The 16,963-nt window shown below is 58.7% G+C and carries 25 protein-coding genes; 23 read left to right on the top strand and 2 right to left on the bottom strand.

Annotated features, from left to right (window positions below):
* The first annotated feature begins 152 nt into the window (after positions 1 to 152).
* Positions 153 to 398 carry a hypothetical protein gene (locus C8265_RS01985; RefSeq protein ID WP_108482284.1) on the top strand — a complete coding sequence of 82 codons (246 nt, stop codon included), beginning with the start codon at positions 153 to 155 and terminating at the stop codon, positions 396 to 398.
* On the opposite strand, the gene C8265_RS01980 is transcribed toward C8265_RS01985, so the two are convergent.
* Positions 399 to 671, bottom strand: coding sequence for a hypothetical protein (locus C8265_RS01980; protein WP_126623134.1), 273 nt, complete (start codon positions 669 to 671; stop codon positions 399 to 401).
* Positions 672 to 854: 183 nt separating this feature from the next.
* On the bottom strand, positions 855 to 1,196 hold the full coding sequence (locus tag C8265_RS01975; RefSeq protein WP_108482282.1) for a helix-turn-helix domain-containing protein: 342 nt from the start codon (positions 1,194 to 1,196) through the stop codon (positions 855 to 857).
* An 86-nt stretch (positions 1,197 to 1,282) separates the two neighbouring features.
* On the opposite strand from C8265_RS01975, the gene C8265_RS01970 reads away from it, so the two are divergent.
* The 22 genes from C8265_RS01970 to C8265_RS01865 all read left to right on the top strand — a co-directional run bounded on the left by C8265_RS01970 (position 1,283) and on the right by C8265_RS01865 (position 16,956).
* Positions 1,283 to 1,537, top strand: a complete 255-nt coding sequence (locus C8265_RS01970; protein ID WP_108482281.1) for a transcriptional regulator — start codon at positions 1,283 to 1,285, stop codon at positions 1,535 to 1,537.
* A complete protein-coding gene (locus C8265_RS01965) occupies positions 1,534 to 1,848 on the top strand; it encodes a hypothetical protein (RefSeq protein WP_126623133.1) in 315 nt (104 codons plus the stop codon). Before C8265_RS01970 ends, C8265_RS01965 begins: the two co-directional genes overlap by 4 nt.
* 246 nt (positions 1,849 to 2,094) lie before the next feature.
* Positions 2,095 to 2,973: a hypothetical protein gene (locus tag C8265_RS01960; RefSeq protein WP_108482279.1), complete on the top strand. Its 879-nt coding sequence runs from the start codon at positions 2,095 to 2,097 to the stop codon at positions 2,971 to 2,973.
* A gap of 208 nt (positions 2,974 to 3,181) precedes the next feature.
* On the top strand, positions 3,182 to 3,793 hold the full coding sequence (locus C8265_RS01955; protein WP_126623132.1) for a hypothetical protein: 612 nt from the start codon (positions 3,182 to 3,184) through the stop codon (positions 3,791 to 3,793).
* A gap of 7 nt (positions 3,794 to 3,800) precedes the next feature.
* Entirely contained in the window at positions 3,801 to 4,286 is a 486-nt protein-coding gene (locus C8265_RS01950) for a RusA family crossover junction endodeoxyribonuclease (protein WP_108482277.1), read from the top strand.
* On the top strand, positions 4,279 to 4,404 hold the full coding sequence (locus tag C8265_RS19870) for a hypothetical protein (RefSeq protein ID WP_276308483.1): 126 nt from the start codon (positions 4,279 to 4,281) through the stop codon (positions 4,402 to 4,404). Before C8265_RS01950 ends, C8265_RS19870 begins: the two co-directional genes overlap by 8 nt.
* Before the next feature lie 19 nt (positions 4,405 to 4,423).
* Entirely contained in the window at positions 4,424 to 5,803 is a 1,380-nt protein-coding gene (locus C8265_RS01945; RefSeq protein WP_164512239.1) for a replicative DNA helicase, read from the top strand.
* A gap of 145 nt (positions 5,804 to 5,948) precedes the next feature.
* Positions 5,949 to 6,605, top strand: coding sequence for a hypothetical protein (locus C8265_RS01940; RefSeq protein ID WP_126623131.1), 657 nt, complete (start codon positions 5,949 to 5,951; stop codon positions 6,603 to 6,605).
* A complete protein-coding gene (locus C8265_RS01935) occupies positions 6,602 to 7,168 on the top strand; it encodes a hypothetical protein (protein ID WP_108482274.1) in 567 nt (188 codons plus the stop codon). Before C8265_RS01940 ends, C8265_RS01935 begins: the two co-directional genes overlap by 4 nt.
* Before the next feature lie 166 nt (positions 7,169 to 7,334).
* Positions 7,335 to 7,778 carry a hypothetical protein gene (locus C8265_RS01930; RefSeq protein WP_126623130.1) on the top strand — a complete coding sequence of 148 codons (444 nt, stop codon included), beginning with the start codon at positions 7,335 to 7,337 and terminating at the stop codon, positions 7,776 to 7,778.
* 122 nt (positions 7,779 to 7,900) lie between these two features.
* Positions 7,901 to 8,455: a terminase small subunit gene (locus C8265_RS01925; protein WP_108482272.1), complete on the top strand. Its 555-nt coding sequence runs from the start codon at positions 7,901 to 7,903 to the stop codon at positions 8,453 to 8,455.
* Positions 8,400 to 9,854 carry a phage terminase large subunit gene (gene terL, locus C8265_RS01920; protein ID WP_206050233.1) on the top strand — a complete coding sequence of 485 codons (1,455 nt, stop codon included), beginning with the start codon at positions 8,400 to 8,402 and terminating at the stop codon, positions 9,852 to 9,854. The genes C8265_RS01925 and terL overlap by 56 nt, the downstream gene beginning before the upstream one ends.
* Positions 9,854 to 11,206, top strand: a complete 1,353-nt coding sequence (locus C8265_RS01915) for a DUF1073 domain-containing protein (protein WP_108482270.1) — start codon at positions 9,854 to 9,856, stop codon at positions 11,204 to 11,206. Before terL ends, C8265_RS01915 begins: the two co-directional genes overlap by 1 nt.
* Complete coding sequence (locus C8265_RS01910) at positions 11,203 to 12,354, top strand: DUF2213 domain-containing protein (RefSeq protein ID WP_108482269.1); 1,152 nt, start codon at positions 11,203 to 11,205, stop codon at positions 12,352 to 12,354. Before C8265_RS01915 ends, C8265_RS01910 begins: the two co-directional genes overlap by 4 nt.
* A 2-nt stretch (positions 12,355 to 12,356) precedes the next feature.
* Positions 12,357 to 12,797 (top strand): structural cement protein Gp24, encoded by a 441-nt coding sequence (locus C8265_RS01905; protein WP_108482268.1) that lies wholly within the window; start codon positions 12,357 to 12,359, stop codon positions 12,795 to 12,797.
* 14 nt (positions 12,798 to 12,811) lie between these two features.
* Positions 12,812 to 13,759, top strand: a complete 948-nt coding sequence (locus C8265_RS01900) for a DUF2184 domain-containing protein (RefSeq protein WP_206050231.1) — start codon at positions 12,812 to 12,814, stop codon at positions 13,757 to 13,759.
* Between the two features lie 62 nt (positions 13,760 to 13,821).
* Positions 13,822 to 14,034: a hypothetical protein gene (locus tag C8265_RS01895; RefSeq protein WP_108482267.1), complete on the top strand. Its 213-nt coding sequence runs from the start codon at positions 13,822 to 13,824 to the stop codon at positions 14,032 to 14,034.
* Positions 14,034 to 14,462, top strand: a complete 429-nt coding sequence (locus tag C8265_RS01890; protein WP_108482266.1) for a DnaT-like ssDNA-binding protein — start codon at positions 14,034 to 14,036, stop codon at positions 14,460 to 14,462. Before C8265_RS01895 ends, C8265_RS01890 begins: the two co-directional genes overlap by 1 nt.
* 236 nt (positions 14,463 to 14,698) lie before the next feature.
* Positions 14,699 to 15,724: a phage minor head protein gene (locus tag C8265_RS01880; protein ID WP_108482264.1), complete on the top strand. Its 1,026-nt coding sequence runs from the start codon at positions 14,699 to 14,701 to the stop codon at positions 15,722 to 15,724.
* A 1-nt stretch (position 15,725) separates the two neighbouring features.
* Positions 15,726 to 16,088, top strand: coding sequence for a hypothetical protein (locus C8265_RS01875; RefSeq protein WP_108482263.1), 363 nt, complete (start codon positions 15,726 to 15,728; stop codon positions 16,086 to 16,088).
* On the top strand, positions 16,088 to 16,504 hold the full coding sequence (locus tag C8265_RS01870; protein ID WP_108482262.1) for a hypothetical protein: 417 nt from the start codon (positions 16,088 to 16,090) through the stop codon (positions 16,502 to 16,504). Before C8265_RS01875 ends, C8265_RS01870 begins: the two co-directional genes overlap by 1 nt.
* Positions 16,501 to 16,956 (top strand): hypothetical protein, encoded by a 456-nt coding sequence (locus C8265_RS01865; RefSeq protein WP_108482261.1) that lies wholly within the window; start codon positions 16,501 to 16,503, stop codon positions 16,954 to 16,956. The genes C8265_RS01870 and C8265_RS01865 overlap by 4 nt, the downstream gene beginning before the upstream one ends.
* Positions 16,957 to 16,963 lie beyond the last annotated feature (7 nt).

The following is a 16,963-nucleotide window of genomic DNA, read 5'->3' as shown; positions in this document are numbered from 1 at the left end:
TGAGGCCGGTGATAGGGAAGGTGTACAAGTAAACTAGTGAGCCGGTCAAGTGGGAAAACAAGAAATCTAGTAATTAACAGAATCACCTGCTACAGTAGGCAAAGAAAAACCCGGCGCGGGGCCGGGTCTCTACTCTATTGAAAGGTGAAAGAATGCCGTCAAATTTTGCATTGCTCGCGGGCCTTCAGGCGCTTGCCGACGAAATCGGCCCAGTGGCACGCCATGCGATGGACTCCGCTGTGGCGCGCCAAGGCCACGCGGACAGTATGCCAAGCATCGCGCGCAGCGTGGTGCGGGTCGATGATGATCCTGATTGCACCGTTGAGGCAGCCGGGGACAGGGTTGATATCAGATACAAGGGGTCTCGGCTGACCTATCGTCTGGTCAGTATCGAATAATCATTCCGGTTCCGCAGCGGCGACAATCTGCTTTGGAGGATAACCGCCAGAAACACGGACCTTGAAATACGCCAGATACGCTCGGTTCCAGACTGATTTTGGTGTCGGGCGTTTTTCGGTTTCGCGTGCCCATTCTCCGTCAGGTTGGCCGCCGTGCTGAAAGTGGCTGTAGATTGCAAGATCCTGAATTGATTTCATCAGTATATCAATTGCTTCTTCCTGGCGTCGGATTTGTGCCTGCAAATCCTTCACTTGGTCATCGATAGAGGCCATTTTGGTTTCCTTTGCGGTTAAAATTTCCAAGAAATTAGTTTGTTTAAGTCGCGCCTTGCCAATCCTTGACCGAATCCGCGCCATTGACGTAACGTGAACAAATTGAGAACAGGGCGGGGCGCGGCATGCGGAAAGAGATGTTAAAAAAGGCAAGTCTTTTAGATATCGAGGAACTTGAATCGTTCATTCGTTGCTATCATCAGGCTGGCGATACTTTGAAAGAAGGAAGTCAAAATAGTCGTCTAGCATCTGCAATTGCGCTTCATTCTCGCCGTTCAGAATCTGATTAAATTTGCTCAGCAGCTCGGCTTGGTCCTCGCTCCCATCGGTCCGATAATTTGGCTCTAGGTCGTGAACTCTGCACCCCAGCGCGCGAGCAATCTCAGGAAGCTTTTTAGTCGTGGTATTCACGCCGCGTTCAATTTGAGAAATTAGCTGTTGCTTCACGCCCGCAGCCTCAGCCAGCGCAGCTTGTGACATGCCGCGTTCGCGGCGGATTCGTCTGGTGTTTTGAGCGAGCGTCATTTCCTACACACCATACCAGCCACCTTGTTTTCTGACAGACAAGTTTGCTAGTTGACTGCTCCCCAGCATTATACTAGTAAACTTGTATGAACATGATCCGCACACAAGTTGAACGAGCCATTAGGCACCACGGCTCGCAGGCAAAGCTGGCTGAGGCGATTGGCTGTTCGCAGCAACAAATCTCCTATCTGCTGAAGGCTAAGAGCATCACCGCCGATATGGCCAAGAAGCTCGACGACAGCACTGAAGGGCAGGTATCCCGGCATGTGCTCAGGCCTGATATCTTTGGCCCGCGTCATGTCCCACCTGCCGAGCGCACAAAAGAAGGGGCGGCGCAATGACCGCCGCCCCCACACACGCTGATTTTCAAGTTTCTGCATCACACCAGAAACATGGAGTATCAGTTATGCAAAAGTCCCATACCAAAGTTTTGGACCCGCGCGGTTTCAAGATGTTTTTCAAGCATCGGTTCGCGCAATTCCTACAGGCAAACTACCGCAACGCCGAAGAGGTCAGCGTCGTTTACGGGGTGCGATACCAGACTGCGAACAACTGGTGGCAGGGCTTGAACGCGCCATCCGGCGACACAACCACCCTTGCCGCCATGATGCACGGGCAGGTGTACCTTGACCACATGGCAGGTGGAAAATGAAGGCGCTTGCATATCCTGCGCTTTGGACGGTCACGGCGCTTATCGCGCTGCTGGCCGGGGCAGGGATCAGCCTTGAGTGGATCGCCTCACGGCTGGTCCCGACACAAAAGTTTTTGAGCAAAACTATTGAGGCGCGCAAATGACCGCCCTCACAGAATACCGGTGCTCATTACACCGGTCCCCCGGCCCCCTTGCGCGTTTCGAACGGCGCGGCATTGGAGCCGGGGCTTAAAAAGGAGACGCCCCATGTCCCACGATTTCACACGCATGAACCCCGATGATTTGCGCGATCTGGTCACCACCCTGTCAGCGATGGCCGATGCCGCATCGGCGCTTGAATACGCCATAGGCACCGCGCCAGTGATTGACCTGACCGGGCCGTTGATGATCCGGTGCCCGCTGTTCCCGGCGCAAGTGGATGTCGCGGGGCCGGAGAGCTTCGCGCCTGTCGCAGAGGCAGAAGCGCACCACCCGGATACCCAAGAGAACATCGCTGAGCCGGAAAAGCCAGTTGAAGAGGTCACCACCCTTCCGACCCCCGACGCGCCGAAAGGACCGCGCGCTTTGGAGCGTGCGTCAAAAAATGGCGAGCCGTGGACCGATGAGGAAGATGAGGCCATCCTTGCCGCAGTCGCCTCACAGCCTGACGCGTCGAACAACGCGGTGTCCAAAATCATTGGTCCGCAGCTCGGCCGCACACCCGGCGCCGTGGCATTTCGGCTGAAGTCGAGTTTGAGTGATCGGGCCGAAGCGGCGCGCTCGGGGGATGAACCCATTGAGTGGCAGCCAGCGCCCGAGCCGTCGCCCAAACCCGCACCGCCGGTCGCGCCGCCGGAAAATGCGCCCATCTGGCACCGCGAAATTAACAAATGGCTGGACCTGTTGGGGTTTCCAGCGCCGTGGTCAGCCGGTGTTGATCTGGATTTGGTCACCGGCCTTGCCCGAGGATCAAAGCTGGGTGCCGTCGCGCTTGATCTCGGGATCGATGCGGCGGATTGCAAAGCTCGCTTTGGCAAGCTCAAGCTGGCTGCAACGCCAGATGGTGGGCAATTCGGCGTTTCCGAACAAACCCGGCTGATCGAGGTATTGCGGGCGCGCGCCGCGAGTGCGGTGGCAGCGCAATGACAGATCAACACGCGATCACAAAGGCTGCGAGCATGTCCACCGTCGAAGAGTGTCTCGGCTGGATCGAGGCTTGCCGTGCGCGCAGTGATGAAGCCATGGCGCAGCTTGGCATCACGCGAAAGCTGGAATTGCAAGGGGGCCGGAAGTGACTTCATCTGCAAAATCATTGTTTCGCGCCACAAGATTGAAGCCTGACCTTGGGGTGCCGTTGGGACTGTTGTTGCCCCGGCAAGATCGGCCAAATGCAGCACGGCGTGACGCAGACTTTTACCCAACCGGGCAGCCAGAAGCTATCCGCGCTTTGCTCGCTGCCGATGGTGAAAGGATACGCGAATGCGGGTCCGTCTGGGAACCCGCCTGTGGTGACGGCGCGCTGGTGCGTGAAATCCGCTCTGCAGGTATCCCGTGTTGTGCATCTGATCTGATCGACCGTGGCTGCCCTGATAGCTGGACCGCAGATTATTTCACATGCCGCCGATCACGGTGCCGGGCAATCATCACCAACCCGCCGTACAATCTGGTCAATGCCCGCGACGGCCACGGCAGATGGCTGCGGCACACCCTTGACATGCCAGGATGGGATTACCTCGCCCTTTTGCTGTCTTGGGACTGGCCAGCGGCAAAGGCTAATGGCCTCGGCGCAATTCTCGACAATCAACCGTTTTCGTACAGCTATCTGATGCGCTGGAAACTGGACTTCACAGGCGAGGGCAGTCCACCGCAACGGAACGCATGGTTCGTCTGGCGCAAGGATTGGGTCGGCGAGCCTGCGTTTCGTTGGCTTGATCGGGTCGATTATCGCCAGCCAGAACTGATCTGAGATCGCCATGACCACCATCCGTTTCACAATTCCCGGCAAACCGTTTGGCAAGCAGCGGGCGAGAGCAACCGCCCGCTGCGGATTTGCCCGCATGTACACGCCCAAAGAAACCGTCAGCTTTGAACGGCAGGTTGGGCAGATCGCACTGCCGTATTTCCCGGCGCCATTATCGGGTCCGGTGAAGATTGTCGTCACCGCAACGTTCGTCCCTGCAAAAAGCTGGTCAAAGAAAAAGACCGCTGCATTCCTGGGGCGATATCACACCCAAAAGCCCGACGGCGACAACTGCTTGAAAGCCGTAAAAGACGGGCTCAACCGCATTGCATGGTCCGACGACAGCCAAGTGGCCGACGCGCGCGTTGTGAAGGTCTGGGGGCCTGTCGCAGGCACTTGCGTGACGGTGCAGGGTATTGAGATAGACGAGGCCGCAGGTGGGCAAACACCCACGGCCTCAAACCGCAACCCGATCAACGGAGGATCAGGCAATGGCTGAGGCCAAACAATACGAGAGCGAGCCGCAGTGCGTCAACGGGGAATGGCGAAGCATAGGTGAAATCGCCCTAAAGCTGGCAGAAAAAGCCGCTGCAAAGCAGGCAAGCGGCCATGGGTGAAACAGCACAGATAATCCCAATGGATTATGTCCCGCATGATGTCGAATGCGAACAGCAGGTGCTTGGCGCGCTGCTGTTGGCAACTGATGGACTGCCGACCATTGAGGCAGATGGCGGTGAGAACCTGTTCCACGATGCTGTCCACAAAGCGATCTATTCCAAGATCCGAAGCATGGACAGAAACGGCATTCTTGCCAGTCCTTCGACACTGGCCGAGTGGGCGCGGGCCTACGAGCCATTGAGCGAGCTGGGCGGGGCGGGATACCTGATGCGGATTGCCGGTGCTACAAGCGCCAGCAGCCACATGCAGCATTATTGCCGCGTTCTGGCTGAAACGCGCGCGCGGCGGCTTCTGATGGACGCGCTGCGAACCGCCACATCCGCAACGATGGCCAGCGATCAGCCCGCCGATGTTATTGCAGCGCGCCTTGAGGGGGCGCTGATGGCGATCGAGGGTACCGGTAACGCGCCCCGACCAATCTCCATGACATCCGCCGTTTCCACCGCTCTTGAGCAAGTCATGGCAGCGAGAAACGGCGACACTGGCACGTTCGTTCAGACGGGGATCGAGTCGCTCGATAATATGGTGACGGGCCTGTACCCTGGCGAACTGATCTTGCTGGGTGGCAGGCCATCCATGGGTAAGACGAGTGTGGCCCTCAACGTGGCCCTGAATGCCGCCAGGGCGGGACATGGCGTAGTGATCTGTTCATTGGAGATGAACCCCGAAGCCATGGCCCTGCGCGCGCTGTCCGAGGGCACCGCGCGCATCAGCAAGGCGATCAGCTATCGCGACATTCGAGGTGGTGACCTGACTGACTGGCAGATGGAGGCACTGGCGGAATCCGCAAAGGAGGTCGCCAGCCTGCCGATCCAATTCCTGTCAAGGCAATATGCGGATATTGGCGCAATGGCCGCTGGCGCCAAGCAGGCGAAGCGCATCATGGGTAACGAAATGGGACTGCTGATCGTTGACTATGCGCAACTTCTAAAGGTTCAGGGTGCGCGATCCAGATATGATGAGGTTTCAGAAATCAGCCGGTCCCTAAAGGCATTGGCTGGGCAATTGAACGTCCCGATCTTGGCCCTTTCACAGCTTTCCCGCGCCTTGGAATCCCGCGATGACAAGCGCCCGATGCTCTCTGATCTGCGCGAATCCGGGCAGTTGGAGCAAGACGCTGATGCCGTCATGTTTTGTTATCGCGACGAATATTACCTTGAGCGTGAGCAGCCGGAGATGCATGACAACGACGCATTTGAGGCCTGGCAAAACGCCATGGAGCACGCAAGAAACCGGCTTGAAATCATCGTGGCCAAGCAGCGTCAGGGGCCAATCGGCACCGCAAATGTGTACTGTAACGTGGCGCTGAACCGGATCTGGGAGGCGCACCTTGGCTGACCCTTGGCTGAAATTCTACACCAACGACTGGCTGGGGGAGCACAAGCTCAGACTGGTATCCAGAGCAGCCCGCTCTCTGTGGATCGATATGCTTTGTCTGATGCACCAATCCGGCACCGGGAGGCTCGAAGTGCAGGGGCGGCCTATGACCGAAAAAGAGCTTGCTGACATTCTCGGGGACAACCCCAGAACCACCCGAAAACTCATGGCCGAATTGGCCGATGCTGGCGTTTCGACCACCGTTCAGGGTTCATTCGTTGCTTCTTCGCGCATGATTGAGGACTTTAAAAAGGCCGAACGAGACAAGTCAAATGGTCGAATGGGTGGCAACCCATCCTTAAAAACAAGGGGAAGTGACGATTTGGGGGTTAACCCCGAGGATAAAGCCCAGAAGCCAGAAGCCAGAAGCCAGAATAGTAGTAGCAGTGCGCGCGAGGCGCGAGACGATCCGAGTTCGTGGGACGATGATCGATTGCTTTCCGAGGTCATGGCCGCCGTGGGCATCCGTGACCGGGTGCCGACACACTGGATGCCGCCTGCCGCAACGATCCACGTCGGACGATGGCGACGCGACCTCAATCTGCCATGCCTCAACATCGTGGATGCCGCCAAGCAAAGCAGGGCGAGGCATGACGAGCCGCCAAACGGGCCGAAGGCGCTGGACGGCGTGATGCGCAATCTCTCTGCCCAGTTGGCGGCGGGACCGATGCAGCCAAACCAAGGCGGACAGCGTCCCGCTCGGCCAGACGACCGGGCACAGAAAATGGACCGTTGGAAGAAAATCGCCGGAGGAACCCAATGACGAACCGGAACGAAATCACATCGGCCCTCGGGCCGCGCCCGCTCAAGCGGCTAACAAAGGCCGATATCGAGCCGCTATGGTCCCGGCTGGATGTGCCGACATCTCGGATTGCCACTTCGCTTGGGGTCAGCCGCCAATCGCTAAGCTCAAAGGCCAAAGCGCTGGGCCTTCCGTCCAGGTCAGGCAACCAGGTGCCCGCGCACCGAAGCGATAATGCCACGTTCATCCGCATGTGGACCGCCGGAGTGAACGCAACGGAAATGGCGCGCGTGTTCGGATACGCGGACGCTGCATCGGTCAGCCATCGGCGCCGCAACCTCGGCCTGCCAGCTCGCAGCACGGGTACGGTGGTCAACGCAAAGGTTCGCAATGGCCGCGCCGAAACTATCAGTCTTGCAGAGTTTCTCGAACGTGGGGTGGCTTCGGCGATGGCAGCGACTGCAGCGATTGAGCGAGCCGCACAGGCAGAACGGAATCGGCAAACTTCGCCATCCACAGATGGGGGCATGAACGGATTGAAAGCGGAAATTTCTCAAAGGAGGACACAAATTGGGCAAGGGTGATCGGCGCAGTAAAGCGAAAGCGCCTCGACCTGCAGGCGTTCCGGCGTTATCGGTGAAGCCGACCGCGAGGAATGTGGGCGGGCGGCCAAAGCGTGCGGATCGCGCTGCGCTGGACGCGAGGTGTTTAATCTTTGGCATCGCACCAAGCCCCGGGGCCAGGCAGGCAATGACTGCTGAGTGGGCGGGCGATGATCTGGGGCGGGTTCTAATGCGCCAGATGCGCAGCGAGGACGATCTGCGCGGAATGTGGCGCGTATGGCAGGCGTTTCTGGCTTCGGCCCGGAATTATCGCACAAGGGTTCTTTCAATCAGCGGATCCATCGGCAGCACGCTGCCTCTTGCACCTGAGCCGATGCAGTCGGACGTATCTCACAGCGTGGACATTCGAACCGCTGATGAAAAAGACGACGACGCAAGGGCATCGTGGTCGCGGTGGTCTTCCTATCTGCGCGGATTAACGGGGCAGGAGCGAGCAGCGATTCAGTCCGTCGAGGATGGTACCAGCAGGCCGCTTTGGCTGCAGCGCGCACCGACCTGGGCAGGCATTGAGGCATATTCAGCACTGGCGCATCTTACGGAGATCGCCGAGGGAGCGCAGAAATGTCGTTGACTTTGGCCCGGAAACCTGAATAACTCCGAATAATGAGACGGCACATTCCGCCCGGAGGTTAATTCCTGCCGGGCGTTTTGCGTTTTCAGGCCCCGCAGCCACCATACCAGCAGGAGACAACAATGGAGGGAAAAGACCCCGCCACTGGATACTTTCTCCCTGGCAATAAATTCTGGGCTCAATCCAGCACTTTTGGACGCAAGCCCACATTCGAAAATCCAGAGCAGCTGCGAGCAGCCGCAGTGGAATATTTCGAATGGGTGACTGAAAACCCGCTGATAGAAGAAAAGCTATTTTCATACGAAGGCCAAGTTGCGCGGGCGGATACCGGGCGAATGCACGCGATGACCATCGGTGGTCTGTGCTTATTCCTCGACATCAGCGTCGACACCTGGCGGCGCTACCGGTCACTGCCTGAGTTCGAGCATGACTGCCAGTGGGTCGAGTCTGTGATCTTCACTCAAAAGTTCACCGGCGCTGCTGCTGGGTTGCTGAACGCGGCGATTGTGGCCCGGGAGCTTGGTCTGGCGGACAAGAAAGACCACACCAGCAGCGACGGGACAATGACGCCAAAGCCAAGCGTGGCCCTGTCCAACTTGACGGATAAGGAGCTTGCCCAGCTTGAACGCCTTACCGACAAAGCAACAAATCCAGCAGGAGTGGGCGAGGCGGACTAGCCTGGGCTTTGCGCGTTACTTTTTCCCGTTCCGCGAGGGGATGGACCTGATCGAAGGCCCGCATCACAGGGTTATCGGTCAAGCGCTGGACAGGGTTCTAAATGGCGAAATATCGCGGCTGATCATTACTCTTCCGCCTGGGTACACGAAAACCGAAATGGCCGTGGTTAATTTTGCGGCGCGGGGATTTGCAATCAACCCGGCGGCGCGGTTTATTCATGCTACATTTTCTGATGATCTGGCGCGCGAGAACAGCGACAAAATCAAGGGGCTGATCCAGTCCGAAGAGTTTCAGGCGATGTGGGCGTTTGGCATTGACGCCAGCACCAGTGCCAAGGATCGATGGAAAACGACAGCAAACGGAGGGATGCTCGCCAAAGCGGCGGGCGGCCCGATTACCGGCTTTCGGGCGGGATACATGGACAAGACGCGCTTTACAGGCGCGCTGATCGTGGACGACCCGCTAAAGCCTGACGACGCATTCAGCCCGACGAAACGCAAGACAGTCAATCAGCGGGCTACCAACACCTTTCGCAGCCGACTGGCGCATGACGGTGTGCCGATCATTGTTATCATGCAGCGGCTTCACGGCGACGACTTCGCGGGCCACCTGTTGACCGGAGGCACCGGCGAGATATGGGATCACCTCGATCTGCCGGTATTGATTGAGGGCGGCGCGGATTACCCAGCGGAATGGACACACGGCAGGCCCATTGGACACGGCTTGCCGGATGGCCCGCTTTGGACCGAAAAGCACAATGCCGCCGAAATCGAGGTGCTAAAAGCCGACGCTTACACCTTCGCCAGCCAGTACATGCAGCGGCCTGTTTCGATTGAGGGCGCGCTGTTTGATATGGCAGGGGTCAGATGGTTCAGGCACTCGGAATTGCCAGAAATAGACTATTACCGAATGTATGCTGATACGGCCCAGAAGACCGAGGAACGCAACGATTATTCGGTTATCGAATTGTGGGGTAAGTCCAAAGGCGGCGCGGCGGTTCTGGTGGATCTAGTGCGCGGCAAGTGGGAAGCGCCCGATCTTGAGCGCAACGCGTTGGCATTCTGGCGGAAGCACGTCGGCAAGGTTGTTCGTGGTTTATGCGTTGAGGACAAGTCGTCAGGCACCGGCCTGATCCAGTCGTTGAAGCGTCAGGGCATCCCGATCGAGGGGATACAACGCAATCGGGATAAATACACGCGCGGTCTGGACGCAGCGCCATGGGTGGCAACCGGGCAGGTTTGGATACCATCGGACGCGGCTTTTTCGCAGGCGTTCAAATATGAAATGCAGACATTTGACGGCCTGGGAACGGGCTATGACGACCAGATCGACCCGATGATGGACGCGGTTGCGGACATGTTGGGCGGGTATGGGCTATCTTACACGGGGGCGATCTGATGGCAAAACCGCACTATCGCCTGACGAAAGATGGGCTGCAAAACGTCGTTTCCGGCATGGGCACCAGTCGGGATAAGGGTTTTCTTGCGCAATACACGATGCCGGTTGATGACCCGGCGCAATATCTTGCCGCCTACAAGTCGTCACGCATTATCGCGCGAGCCATTGATCTTCCTGCCGAGGATTCCTGCCGTGAGTGGCGGGAATGGCAGGCTGAATCGACCGACATCACGAAGATCGAAGCCGAGGAAAAGCGGCTGGACGTGCGCGGCAAAATGTTTGAGGCACGGCGGCTGGCGCGCTTGATGGGCGGCGCGGCCATCGTGATCGGGACCGGTGACAAGGATCTGATGAAGCCGCTGGACCCGGATAAGATCGGCAAGGGCGGCGTCAAATATCTGACAATTCTTTCACGGCAGTCAATTACTGCCAGTGAGCCAGAGGACGATGTGACTTTGCCAGGATATGGCAAGCCGCGTCTTTGGACGGTCAATACCCGAATGGCTGGCGCGATGCAGATACACCCGTCGCGGCTGGTCATCCAGCACGGCGTTGCGCCGCTGGCCGACGATGCCGGGTATGATGCGCACGATGGCTGGGGCGGTTCAGTTCTGCCGGGGATGATCGACAACCTGCGGCGGGTTGATGAGGGTGCTGCCAACGTCAATTCGCTGCTGTATGAGGCCAAAGTCGATGTTTTGAAGGTCGATGGGCTGATGAATAATCTGCAAAGCAGGGGGCAGGCTTACGAGGCCGAGATTTTGCGCCGGATGACATTGGCCGCAACCGCCAAGGGCATCAACGGCATGTTGCTTCTGGATGCGCTGGAAGATTACCAGCAGAAATCGGCCAGTTTCGGTGGGCTGCCTGACGTGATGGACCGCTTCATGCAGTTGGCAAGCGCAGCGGTTGGCATCCCAATGACGCTGTTCTTCATGCAGTCGCCGGGCGGTCTCAATGCAACAGGCGAAAGCGACGTCAGAAATTACTATGACAGGATCAGGGTGCAGCAGACCCTGCACATGGAGCCATCCATGTCGGCGCTGGATGAATGTTTGATCAGGTCTGCCTTGGGCGAGCGACCCACTGGCCTGCATTACAACTGGCGACCGCTTTGGCAACCAACAGCGAAAGAGCGCGCCGAGGTTGGCAAGATCAGCGCCGAAACCATGAAGATCGCGCTGGAAATGGATGCAGTTTCGCCAGAGTCGGCAGGTTCGGCATTGGTTAACGCGCTGACTGAATCCGGCGCCTTTCCGGGGCTGGAAGGGTACGCCGAGGAATTTCCGAAGGACCGGACTTCGGGCGACGACGATGATGATCCGAGCGATGGGCAGGACGTGACGCAATGACCGAAATCAAATTCACAGACAGCGCCCCGATCACCGGAATGCGCCAGACCTCCGACGGCTACATGGTTGGCGAGGTCCGCTGCGCCCGCACGGGCTGCCAGACATATCGGGCAAGCGAACTTGGCCTGATCGATGGCGGCACAGTCACGGTTTACCGGCCCGAGGCGGCAGTATTTCACAAAGACAGCTTGGCGACATTCGCGGGAAAGCCGGTGACTATGGGCCACCCGGCGGAACAGGTCACGGCTGACAATTGGCGTCAGCATTCCGTTGGCGATATCGGAGATGAAATTGCCCGTGATGGTGAGTTCGTCAAGGTTCCGTTCCGGTTGATGGATGCAGCCGCGATTGCTGCAGTGCAGGACGGCAATCGGGAAGTTTCGATGGGGTACACCACCCCGATCACCATGCAGGATGGCACAGCGCCTGACGGCACACCTTATCAGGCGGTGCAAACCGGCCCGATCCGCATCAATCATCTTGCCATCGTCGCGAAGGCGCGCGGTGGCGAGCAACTCCGCATTGGCGACAGTGCGAAACCTTGGGGCGCTATGCCCTGTCCCCCCACGAGCAATAAGAAGGAGGACACCATGTCCGACGCTCTCAAAACGGTGGTGCTGGGCGATCAGGCGGTGCAAGTCGCTGTCGCTGACGCTGGTGCCATCGAGAAATTCAAGGCCGACGCCGCCAAGGCTTTGACCGATGCCGAAACGGCCCATGCCGCTGCTATTGCGGCGAAAGACGAGGAAATCGGCACGCTCAAGGCTGATGCCAAAAAGCTGACCGATGCTGCAATGACCCCTGAAAAGGTGTCCAAGCTGGTCGCAGATCGCGTGGCGCTGGAAGGCACTGCCAAGGCGATCTTCGCCGACGCCAAGACAGACGGCGTTTCCGACGCTGACCTGCGCAAGGCTGTCGTGGCCCATAAGCTGGGTGACGATATGGTGGCAGACGCGTCAGAAGGCGAAATCGTTGGCATGTTCAAGGCCATCGCCAAAGACGCCGCTAAGGCCGATCCATTCGCCGACGGCATGAAGGGCGGCACCGTGCCAAAGGCCGGAACCAACATCGCCGATGATGCATACGCGGCCAATGTCGCGCATTTGCAGTCGGCATATCGCAACTCTGATCCCGTGAAAGGGGCCTAATCATGGCTGTTCAATCCACCTATGCAGAAACCATGCCCGTCGCGCTGAATGGCATGATTGCGAACACCGAACCAAATGTGCTGATCAGCCGTGAGGTTCAAACCGCCGCCATCGGGTTCGGGAAAGTGGTCAAGCAGGGCACTGCGGATAAGCAGGTCCAAGCCGCCACCGCCGCAAATGATGTCGTGCGTGGCATCACGGTGCGCGACCAGTCTGCAACTGGCGACGAATTCGCCGTGGCCGACAGTGCTTTGGTTATGACCAAAGGCGTGATCTGGGTCACGGCATTTGACACCGTTGTGGCGGGCGCACCCGTTTACATGCGTGTGGCCGGTGGCGCGGGCAAGTTTACCGACACCACCACCGATAACCTCGCCATTCCCGGCGCAATCTTCGAGACCAGCGGCGCTGCCGATGAACTGGTCGCGATCCGTCTGGGCTAAGGGGGCCTGAACAGATGACAATGCACACGCAATTCAACGACGCCTTGCAAGCGTCTTTGGGGTTCGCTCAGAAGCAGACCTCTCACATCGAGGCTGGCGTTTACGCGATCCGCTATCCGGAACTGAACTACGCCGAGCTTGTGCCGGTTGATACATCCGCCGGTGAGTGGTCCAAATCCGTCACATACTATTCGATGGATGGCGCGGGCGCGGCGGGCTGGATCAACGGGAACGGCAAGGATATCCCCGTTGTCGGTGCCAATATGGAGCAGCACGAAACGGCGGTCTATACGGCTGGTATCGGCTATTCCTATGGCTATGAGGAAATCAACCAGGCGCGCTTGCTTGGTGTTCCGCTTGACAGCACCAAGGCTGGCCTGGCTCGCCGTGCCTATGAGCAGATGGTTTATGGCGTTGCGCTGAACGGTGACGCCGTGAAGGGGTTTGAGGGCCTGTATGACTACACCGGTGTTCCGGCTGCGTCCGTTACGGCGGATGGCACCGGGTCGGCAACAGCGTGGTCAACAAAGACGCCGGATCAGATCATCCGCGACGTGAACGCGCTGATTACCGGTATCAGTACGACCACCAAGGAAACCGAACTGGCCGACACGCTGATTCTGCCGACTGAGCGGTTCAACTATATCGCTTCGACGCGCCTGACCGACACCGGCATGACGATTCTGGAATTCATCCAGAAGGCAAACGTTTATACGGCGCAAACGGGACAACCCTTGATGATCCGTGGGAAGCGCGGGCTTCTGCAAAAGGGCGCAGGGACCACCGCGCGGATGATTGCTTACCGTCGCTCGCCCGAGGTTCTGAAGCTGCACATCCCAATGGTTCACCGGTTTTTGCCGGTGCAGATCGAGGGATTGCAGTTCACCATTCCCGGTGTGTTCCGCTTGGGCGGCTTGGACGTGCGCCTGCCGAAGGCGATCAGCTACGGTGATGGGATTTAGCACGTTCAACGAGGGGCTGGGCGACCGGCCCCTTTTATGAGGGCGCTTTGAAAGGGAACACCATGAAACTGACCAACACCACCAAAGGCGACCTGGGCCTTGATCCAGAAACCATTGTGCCTGCCATGGGCGCGCTGGAAATTGACAACGAAGAGCTGACTGCGCACAAGAAAAACCCGATTGTAAAACACTGGTTGGTGTCTGGTGATTTGGTTGAAAGCGGCGCGGAAAAAACGGCCGAAAATTCCAGCGGCAAAAAGGGCGGCAAGGGCTGATGCTGTCCTATATCGACCCAGCTTTGACGCTGGCCGAGGCGGACGCCTATGCCGTGTCGCGCGGCTATGCGGCTTGGGTTGGTGACGATACGGTAAAGGAGGCGGCGCTGCGGCGGGGGCAGGATTACATTGCGTCAAAATATAACGGGCGATGGCTGTCGGGATTCACAGATGCCACTGCACCTGACGCGGTGAAATTCGCCATTACTGAAGCGGCGATCCGTGATCTTGGGGCGCCGGGTTCGCTGGCACCGGATTACACCCCCGGCAAGGTTGTGAAGCGCGAGCGGGTCAAGGCTGGTCCGGTCGAGAGCGAAGAAGAGTATCGGGACGATGGCAGTGTGTCGCCCCTGCCGGTTTTTTCGGTGATCGACGGGCTTTTGCGTGACTTGATCTATTCCCCCGGCCCTGCCATTTTCGTTGTGTGATACCCGAACTCCAATCCACAATTGACGCGATGCCGCCGGACACCCGCGCGGCGTTCCTTTTGGCCGTGGAAGTCATCGAAAGCCCCGGACACCTGGATGTGATCGCGCACCACCTGATGCGGGGCGATTGGGTGTCGGCGGCTTATGTGTCCCGCGTTCCATCGTCTATCTATGCGGCGCGTGATGCCGCTATCCTCTTCGCTTATGCGTGGGGGCGCACACAGCGGGGCTGACCCATGGCAAGACGCAAGACGGCACAGGAGCGGCGGTTAGACGCGCTGCTGCGTCAGTTTGAACCGCAGGTGGCCAAGGCGTTTCTTGAGGCCGTACAGGCGCAGCGGCAGGCTGTTGATCTGGCCGCTCTGATTGAGGCGCTGGAACGGCGCGACATTGAACGCGCGGTGCAATTGCTGCGGATGAACCAACAGGCATTGTTTCCCCTGACCGAAAGCTTGCGGGGGGCGGTTATTGCTGGCGGGCAGACGGTGGCGGCAACCCTGCCCCTCACGATCCGGGGGCAGTTTGGTTTCGGCGGCAACCCACGGGCAGTCAGAGCGGTTGAGCAAGTCACCGGCAAGCTGGCCGAAATACTGGCGGAAGAAGCCACCGAAATGGCGCGACAGGTGATCGGCCTGGGCATTGCCAACGGTGTGCCACCACGCAAGCAGGCGCTCGATCTGGTGGGTAGGACAACACAAGGCGGCGCAGTTCGTCGCGGTGGATTTATCGGGCTGGACGCGCCACGGGCAGAGCAGGCGCGCAAGGTGCGGGCGATGCTGACGGACCCTGACGAAATCGCGCGATACTTCAAGGGCGCTGACCCGCGATACAAAACCACAGACCGGCGGTTTGACAGCATGGTGCGCAAGGCGATTGCTGAGGGGCGGGCGCTGACACCGGCGCAGGCTGACAGGATATCCGAACTGCACAAGGCGCGGTTGTTGCGCAACCGGGGCGAGACGATAGCGCGCACGGAAACACTCAATGCGCTGCGCACAGGCCAGCACGAGGGTTTTGGCACGTTGGTTGATACTGGGCTTGCCGAGGGCATGACGGTCAAATGGCTGGCCACATCCGACAGTCGGACACGGGACGCGCACCGCGAATTGAACGGGACGATTATTGCCTTCGGTGAACTGTTTGAGAGCCCCACGGGCGGGCGGCTGGCGCATCCAGGGGATACCGCACACGGTGCGGGGCCAGATGATTTGATACAGTGCCGCTGTGTTGCCGTGTATCGCACCAAGAAACCGGAGTTCTGAAATGGTCACAGTCGCTGAAATCGCTGCCAAGGCCTTCGACGGCGTGGCGGGCAAGATCGCTGGCGTGATCCACCCGGCGACGATGAACTGGACGGAGAAGGGCGCTTATGACCCCGACACGGGCAGCTACACCACCACGGCCAAGAGCGATACCGGGCGCGCGGTTGAGGACAGCGAAAAGCCCGTTGCGGACGTGTTCGAGGGCTATGTTGCTGGCCCTGCCGATGTGCTGGTGCTGATGGAAGGTTTCACCACGGTCCCGAAAGAGAATCACACGATCACCTATGCGGGTCGGACGCGCACCATCTTGCGCGCACAGGATATCGTTGCCGCCGGGGCGATTTATTACGTGGTCGCCCGCTGATGGCGCTGGCACCGGGGCAGGCGACGAAAGAATTCCAAATCCAGATCGACCGCGAATGGGCGGCGATCATGGGCAACGTCCAGAAGGCCGTGATCTATCTGGCAACCGAGGGGCTGGCGAAGGTTCAGGAGAAATCGCCGGTTGATCTTGGGACATTCCGCGCGAATTGGCTGATCAGCATCGGCGAGCCATCCGACGCCACCACAATGTCGCTATCTGAATTCGCCGGGATGAACGCCGCGGCGCTGGCGTCATATGCAGGCGTTGATGGTTTACCGATTATCTACCTTCAAAACAGCTTGCCGTATTCCTTGAGGCTCGAAAACGGCTGGTCCGGGCAAGCACCTGCCGGGGTCTTGGCGATCACAGTGGCAGAACTGGAAGCCATCGCGAGCAATTTAGGGAGCCGGGTATGACGTTGCAAAACGAACGCAAGGCAATAGAGACCTATTTCACAACGGCATGGACCGATACAACCGTTCCTGTCGGCATGGACGGGCATGAGTTCACGCCATCCATCAACAGCATCCGCCTGACTATAAAATCAGGGGCTGCAATTCAGGGCAGCATTGGCCGCATTGCCAACCGCATCGACCACATCGGCACGCTGACAGCGACAATCTACACCGCAGGCGGTGAAGGCTCGGCGGCATGGCGGGGCTACGCCGAAACCATCACCGGCCTGTTCTTCGAGAAATCCATCACCAGTGCAGGCGCGCTAATAACCACCGGCACTGACACATTCATCCGGTTCAGCCCGCCGCAACTTGGCGATAACCGGCACCCATACATCGCGGCGGATTTCGCTTCGCCACCGTTCCATCAAACCAACGTCATTGCGCCATACGTGCGCTATTCACACCGATAGGAGGCAC

The organism is Oceaniglobus ichthyenteri (assembly GCF_003057885.1).
GTDB lineage: Bacteria > Pseudomonadota > Alphaproteobacteria > Rhodobacterales > Rhodobacteraceae > Oceaniglobus > Oceaniglobus ichthyenteri.
The sequence above is the reverse complement of the archived record's forward strand: the minus strand, read 5'-3'. Positions and strand labels throughout refer to the sequence as shown.

Coding starts and splice junctions, on each gene's coding strand:
- C8265_RS01985 (WP_108482284.1), top strand. CDS start 153: ATGCCGTCAAATTTTGCATTGCTCGCGGGCCTTCAGGCGCTTGCCGAC.
- C8265_RS01980 (WP_126623134.1), bottom strand. CDS start 671: ATGGCCTCTATCGATGACCAAGTGAAGGATTTGCAGGCACAAATCCGA.
- C8265_RS01975 (WP_108482282.1), bottom strand. CDS start 1,196: ATGACGCTCGCTCAAAACACCAGACGAATCCGCCGCGAACGCGGCATG.
- C8265_RS01970 (WP_108482281.1), top strand. CDS start 1,283: ATGAACATGATCCGCACACAAGTTGAACGAGCCATTAGGCACCACGGC.
- C8265_RS01965 (WP_126623133.1), top strand. CDS start 1,534: ATGACCGCCGCCCCCACACACGCTGATTTTCAAGTTTCTGCATCACAC.
- C8265_RS01960 (WP_108482279.1), top strand. CDS start 2,095: ATGTCCCACGATTTCACACGCATGAACCCCGATGATTTGCGCGATCTG.
- C8265_RS01950 (WP_108482277.1), top strand. CDS start 3,801: ATGACCACCATCCGTTTCACAATTCCCGGCAAACCGTTTGGCAAGCAG.
- C8265_RS19870 (WP_276308483.1), top strand. CDS start 4,279: ATGGCTGAGGCCAAACAATACGAGAGCGAGCCGCAGTGCGTCAACGGG.
- C8265_RS01945 (WP_164512239.1), top strand. CDS start 4,424: ATGGATTATGTCCCGCATGATGTCGAATGCGAACAGCAGGTGCTTGGC.
- C8265_RS01940 (WP_126623131.1), top strand. CDS start 5,949: ATGACCGAAAAAGAGCTTGCTGACATTCTCGGGGACAACCCCAGAACC.
- C8265_RS01935 (WP_108482274.1), top strand. CDS start 6,602: ATGACGAACCGGAACGAAATCACATCGGCCCTCGGGCCGCGCCCGCTC.
- C8265_RS01930 (WP_126623130.1), top strand. CDS start 7,335: ATGACTGCTGAGTGGGCGGGCGATGATCTGGGGCGGGTTCTAATGCGC.
- C8265_RS01925 (WP_108482272.1), top strand. CDS start 7,901: ATGGAGGGAAAAGACCCCGCCACTGGATACTTTCTCCCTGGCAATAAA.
- C8265_RS01915 (WP_108482270.1), top strand. CDS start 9,854: ATGGCAAAACCGCACTATCGCCTGACGAAAGATGGGCTGCAAAACGTC.
- C8265_RS01910 (WP_108482269.1), top strand. CDS start 11,203: ATGACCGAAATCAAATTCACAGACAGCGCCCCGATCACCGGAATGCGC.
- C8265_RS01905 (WP_108482268.1), top strand. CDS start 12,357: ATGGCTGTTCAATCCACCTATGCAGAAACCATGCCCGTCGCGCTGAAT.
- C8265_RS01900 (WP_206050231.1), top strand. CDS start 12,812: ATGACAATGCACACGCAATTCAACGACGCCTTGCAAGCGTCTTTGGGG.
- C8265_RS01895 (WP_108482267.1), top strand. CDS start 13,822: ATGAAACTGACCAACACCACCAAAGGCGACCTGGGCCTTGATCCAGAA.
- C8265_RS01890 (WP_108482266.1), top strand. CDS start 14,034: ATGCTGTCCTATATCGACCCAGCTTTGACGCTGGCCGAGGCGGACGCC.
- C8265_RS01880 (WP_108482264.1), top strand. CDS start 14,699: ATGGCAAGACGCAAGACGGCACAGGAGCGGCGGTTAGACGCGCTGCTG.
- C8265_RS01875 (WP_108482263.1), top strand. CDS start 15,726: ATGGTCACAGTCGCTGAAATCGCTGCCAAGGCCTTCGACGGCGTGGCG.
- C8265_RS01870 (WP_108482262.1), top strand. CDS start 16,088: ATGGCGCTGGCACCGGGGCAGGCGACGAAAGAATTCCAAATCCAGATC.
- C8265_RS01865 (WP_108482261.1), top strand. CDS start 16,501: ATGACGTTGCAAAACGAACGCAAGGCAATAGAGACCTATTTCACAACG.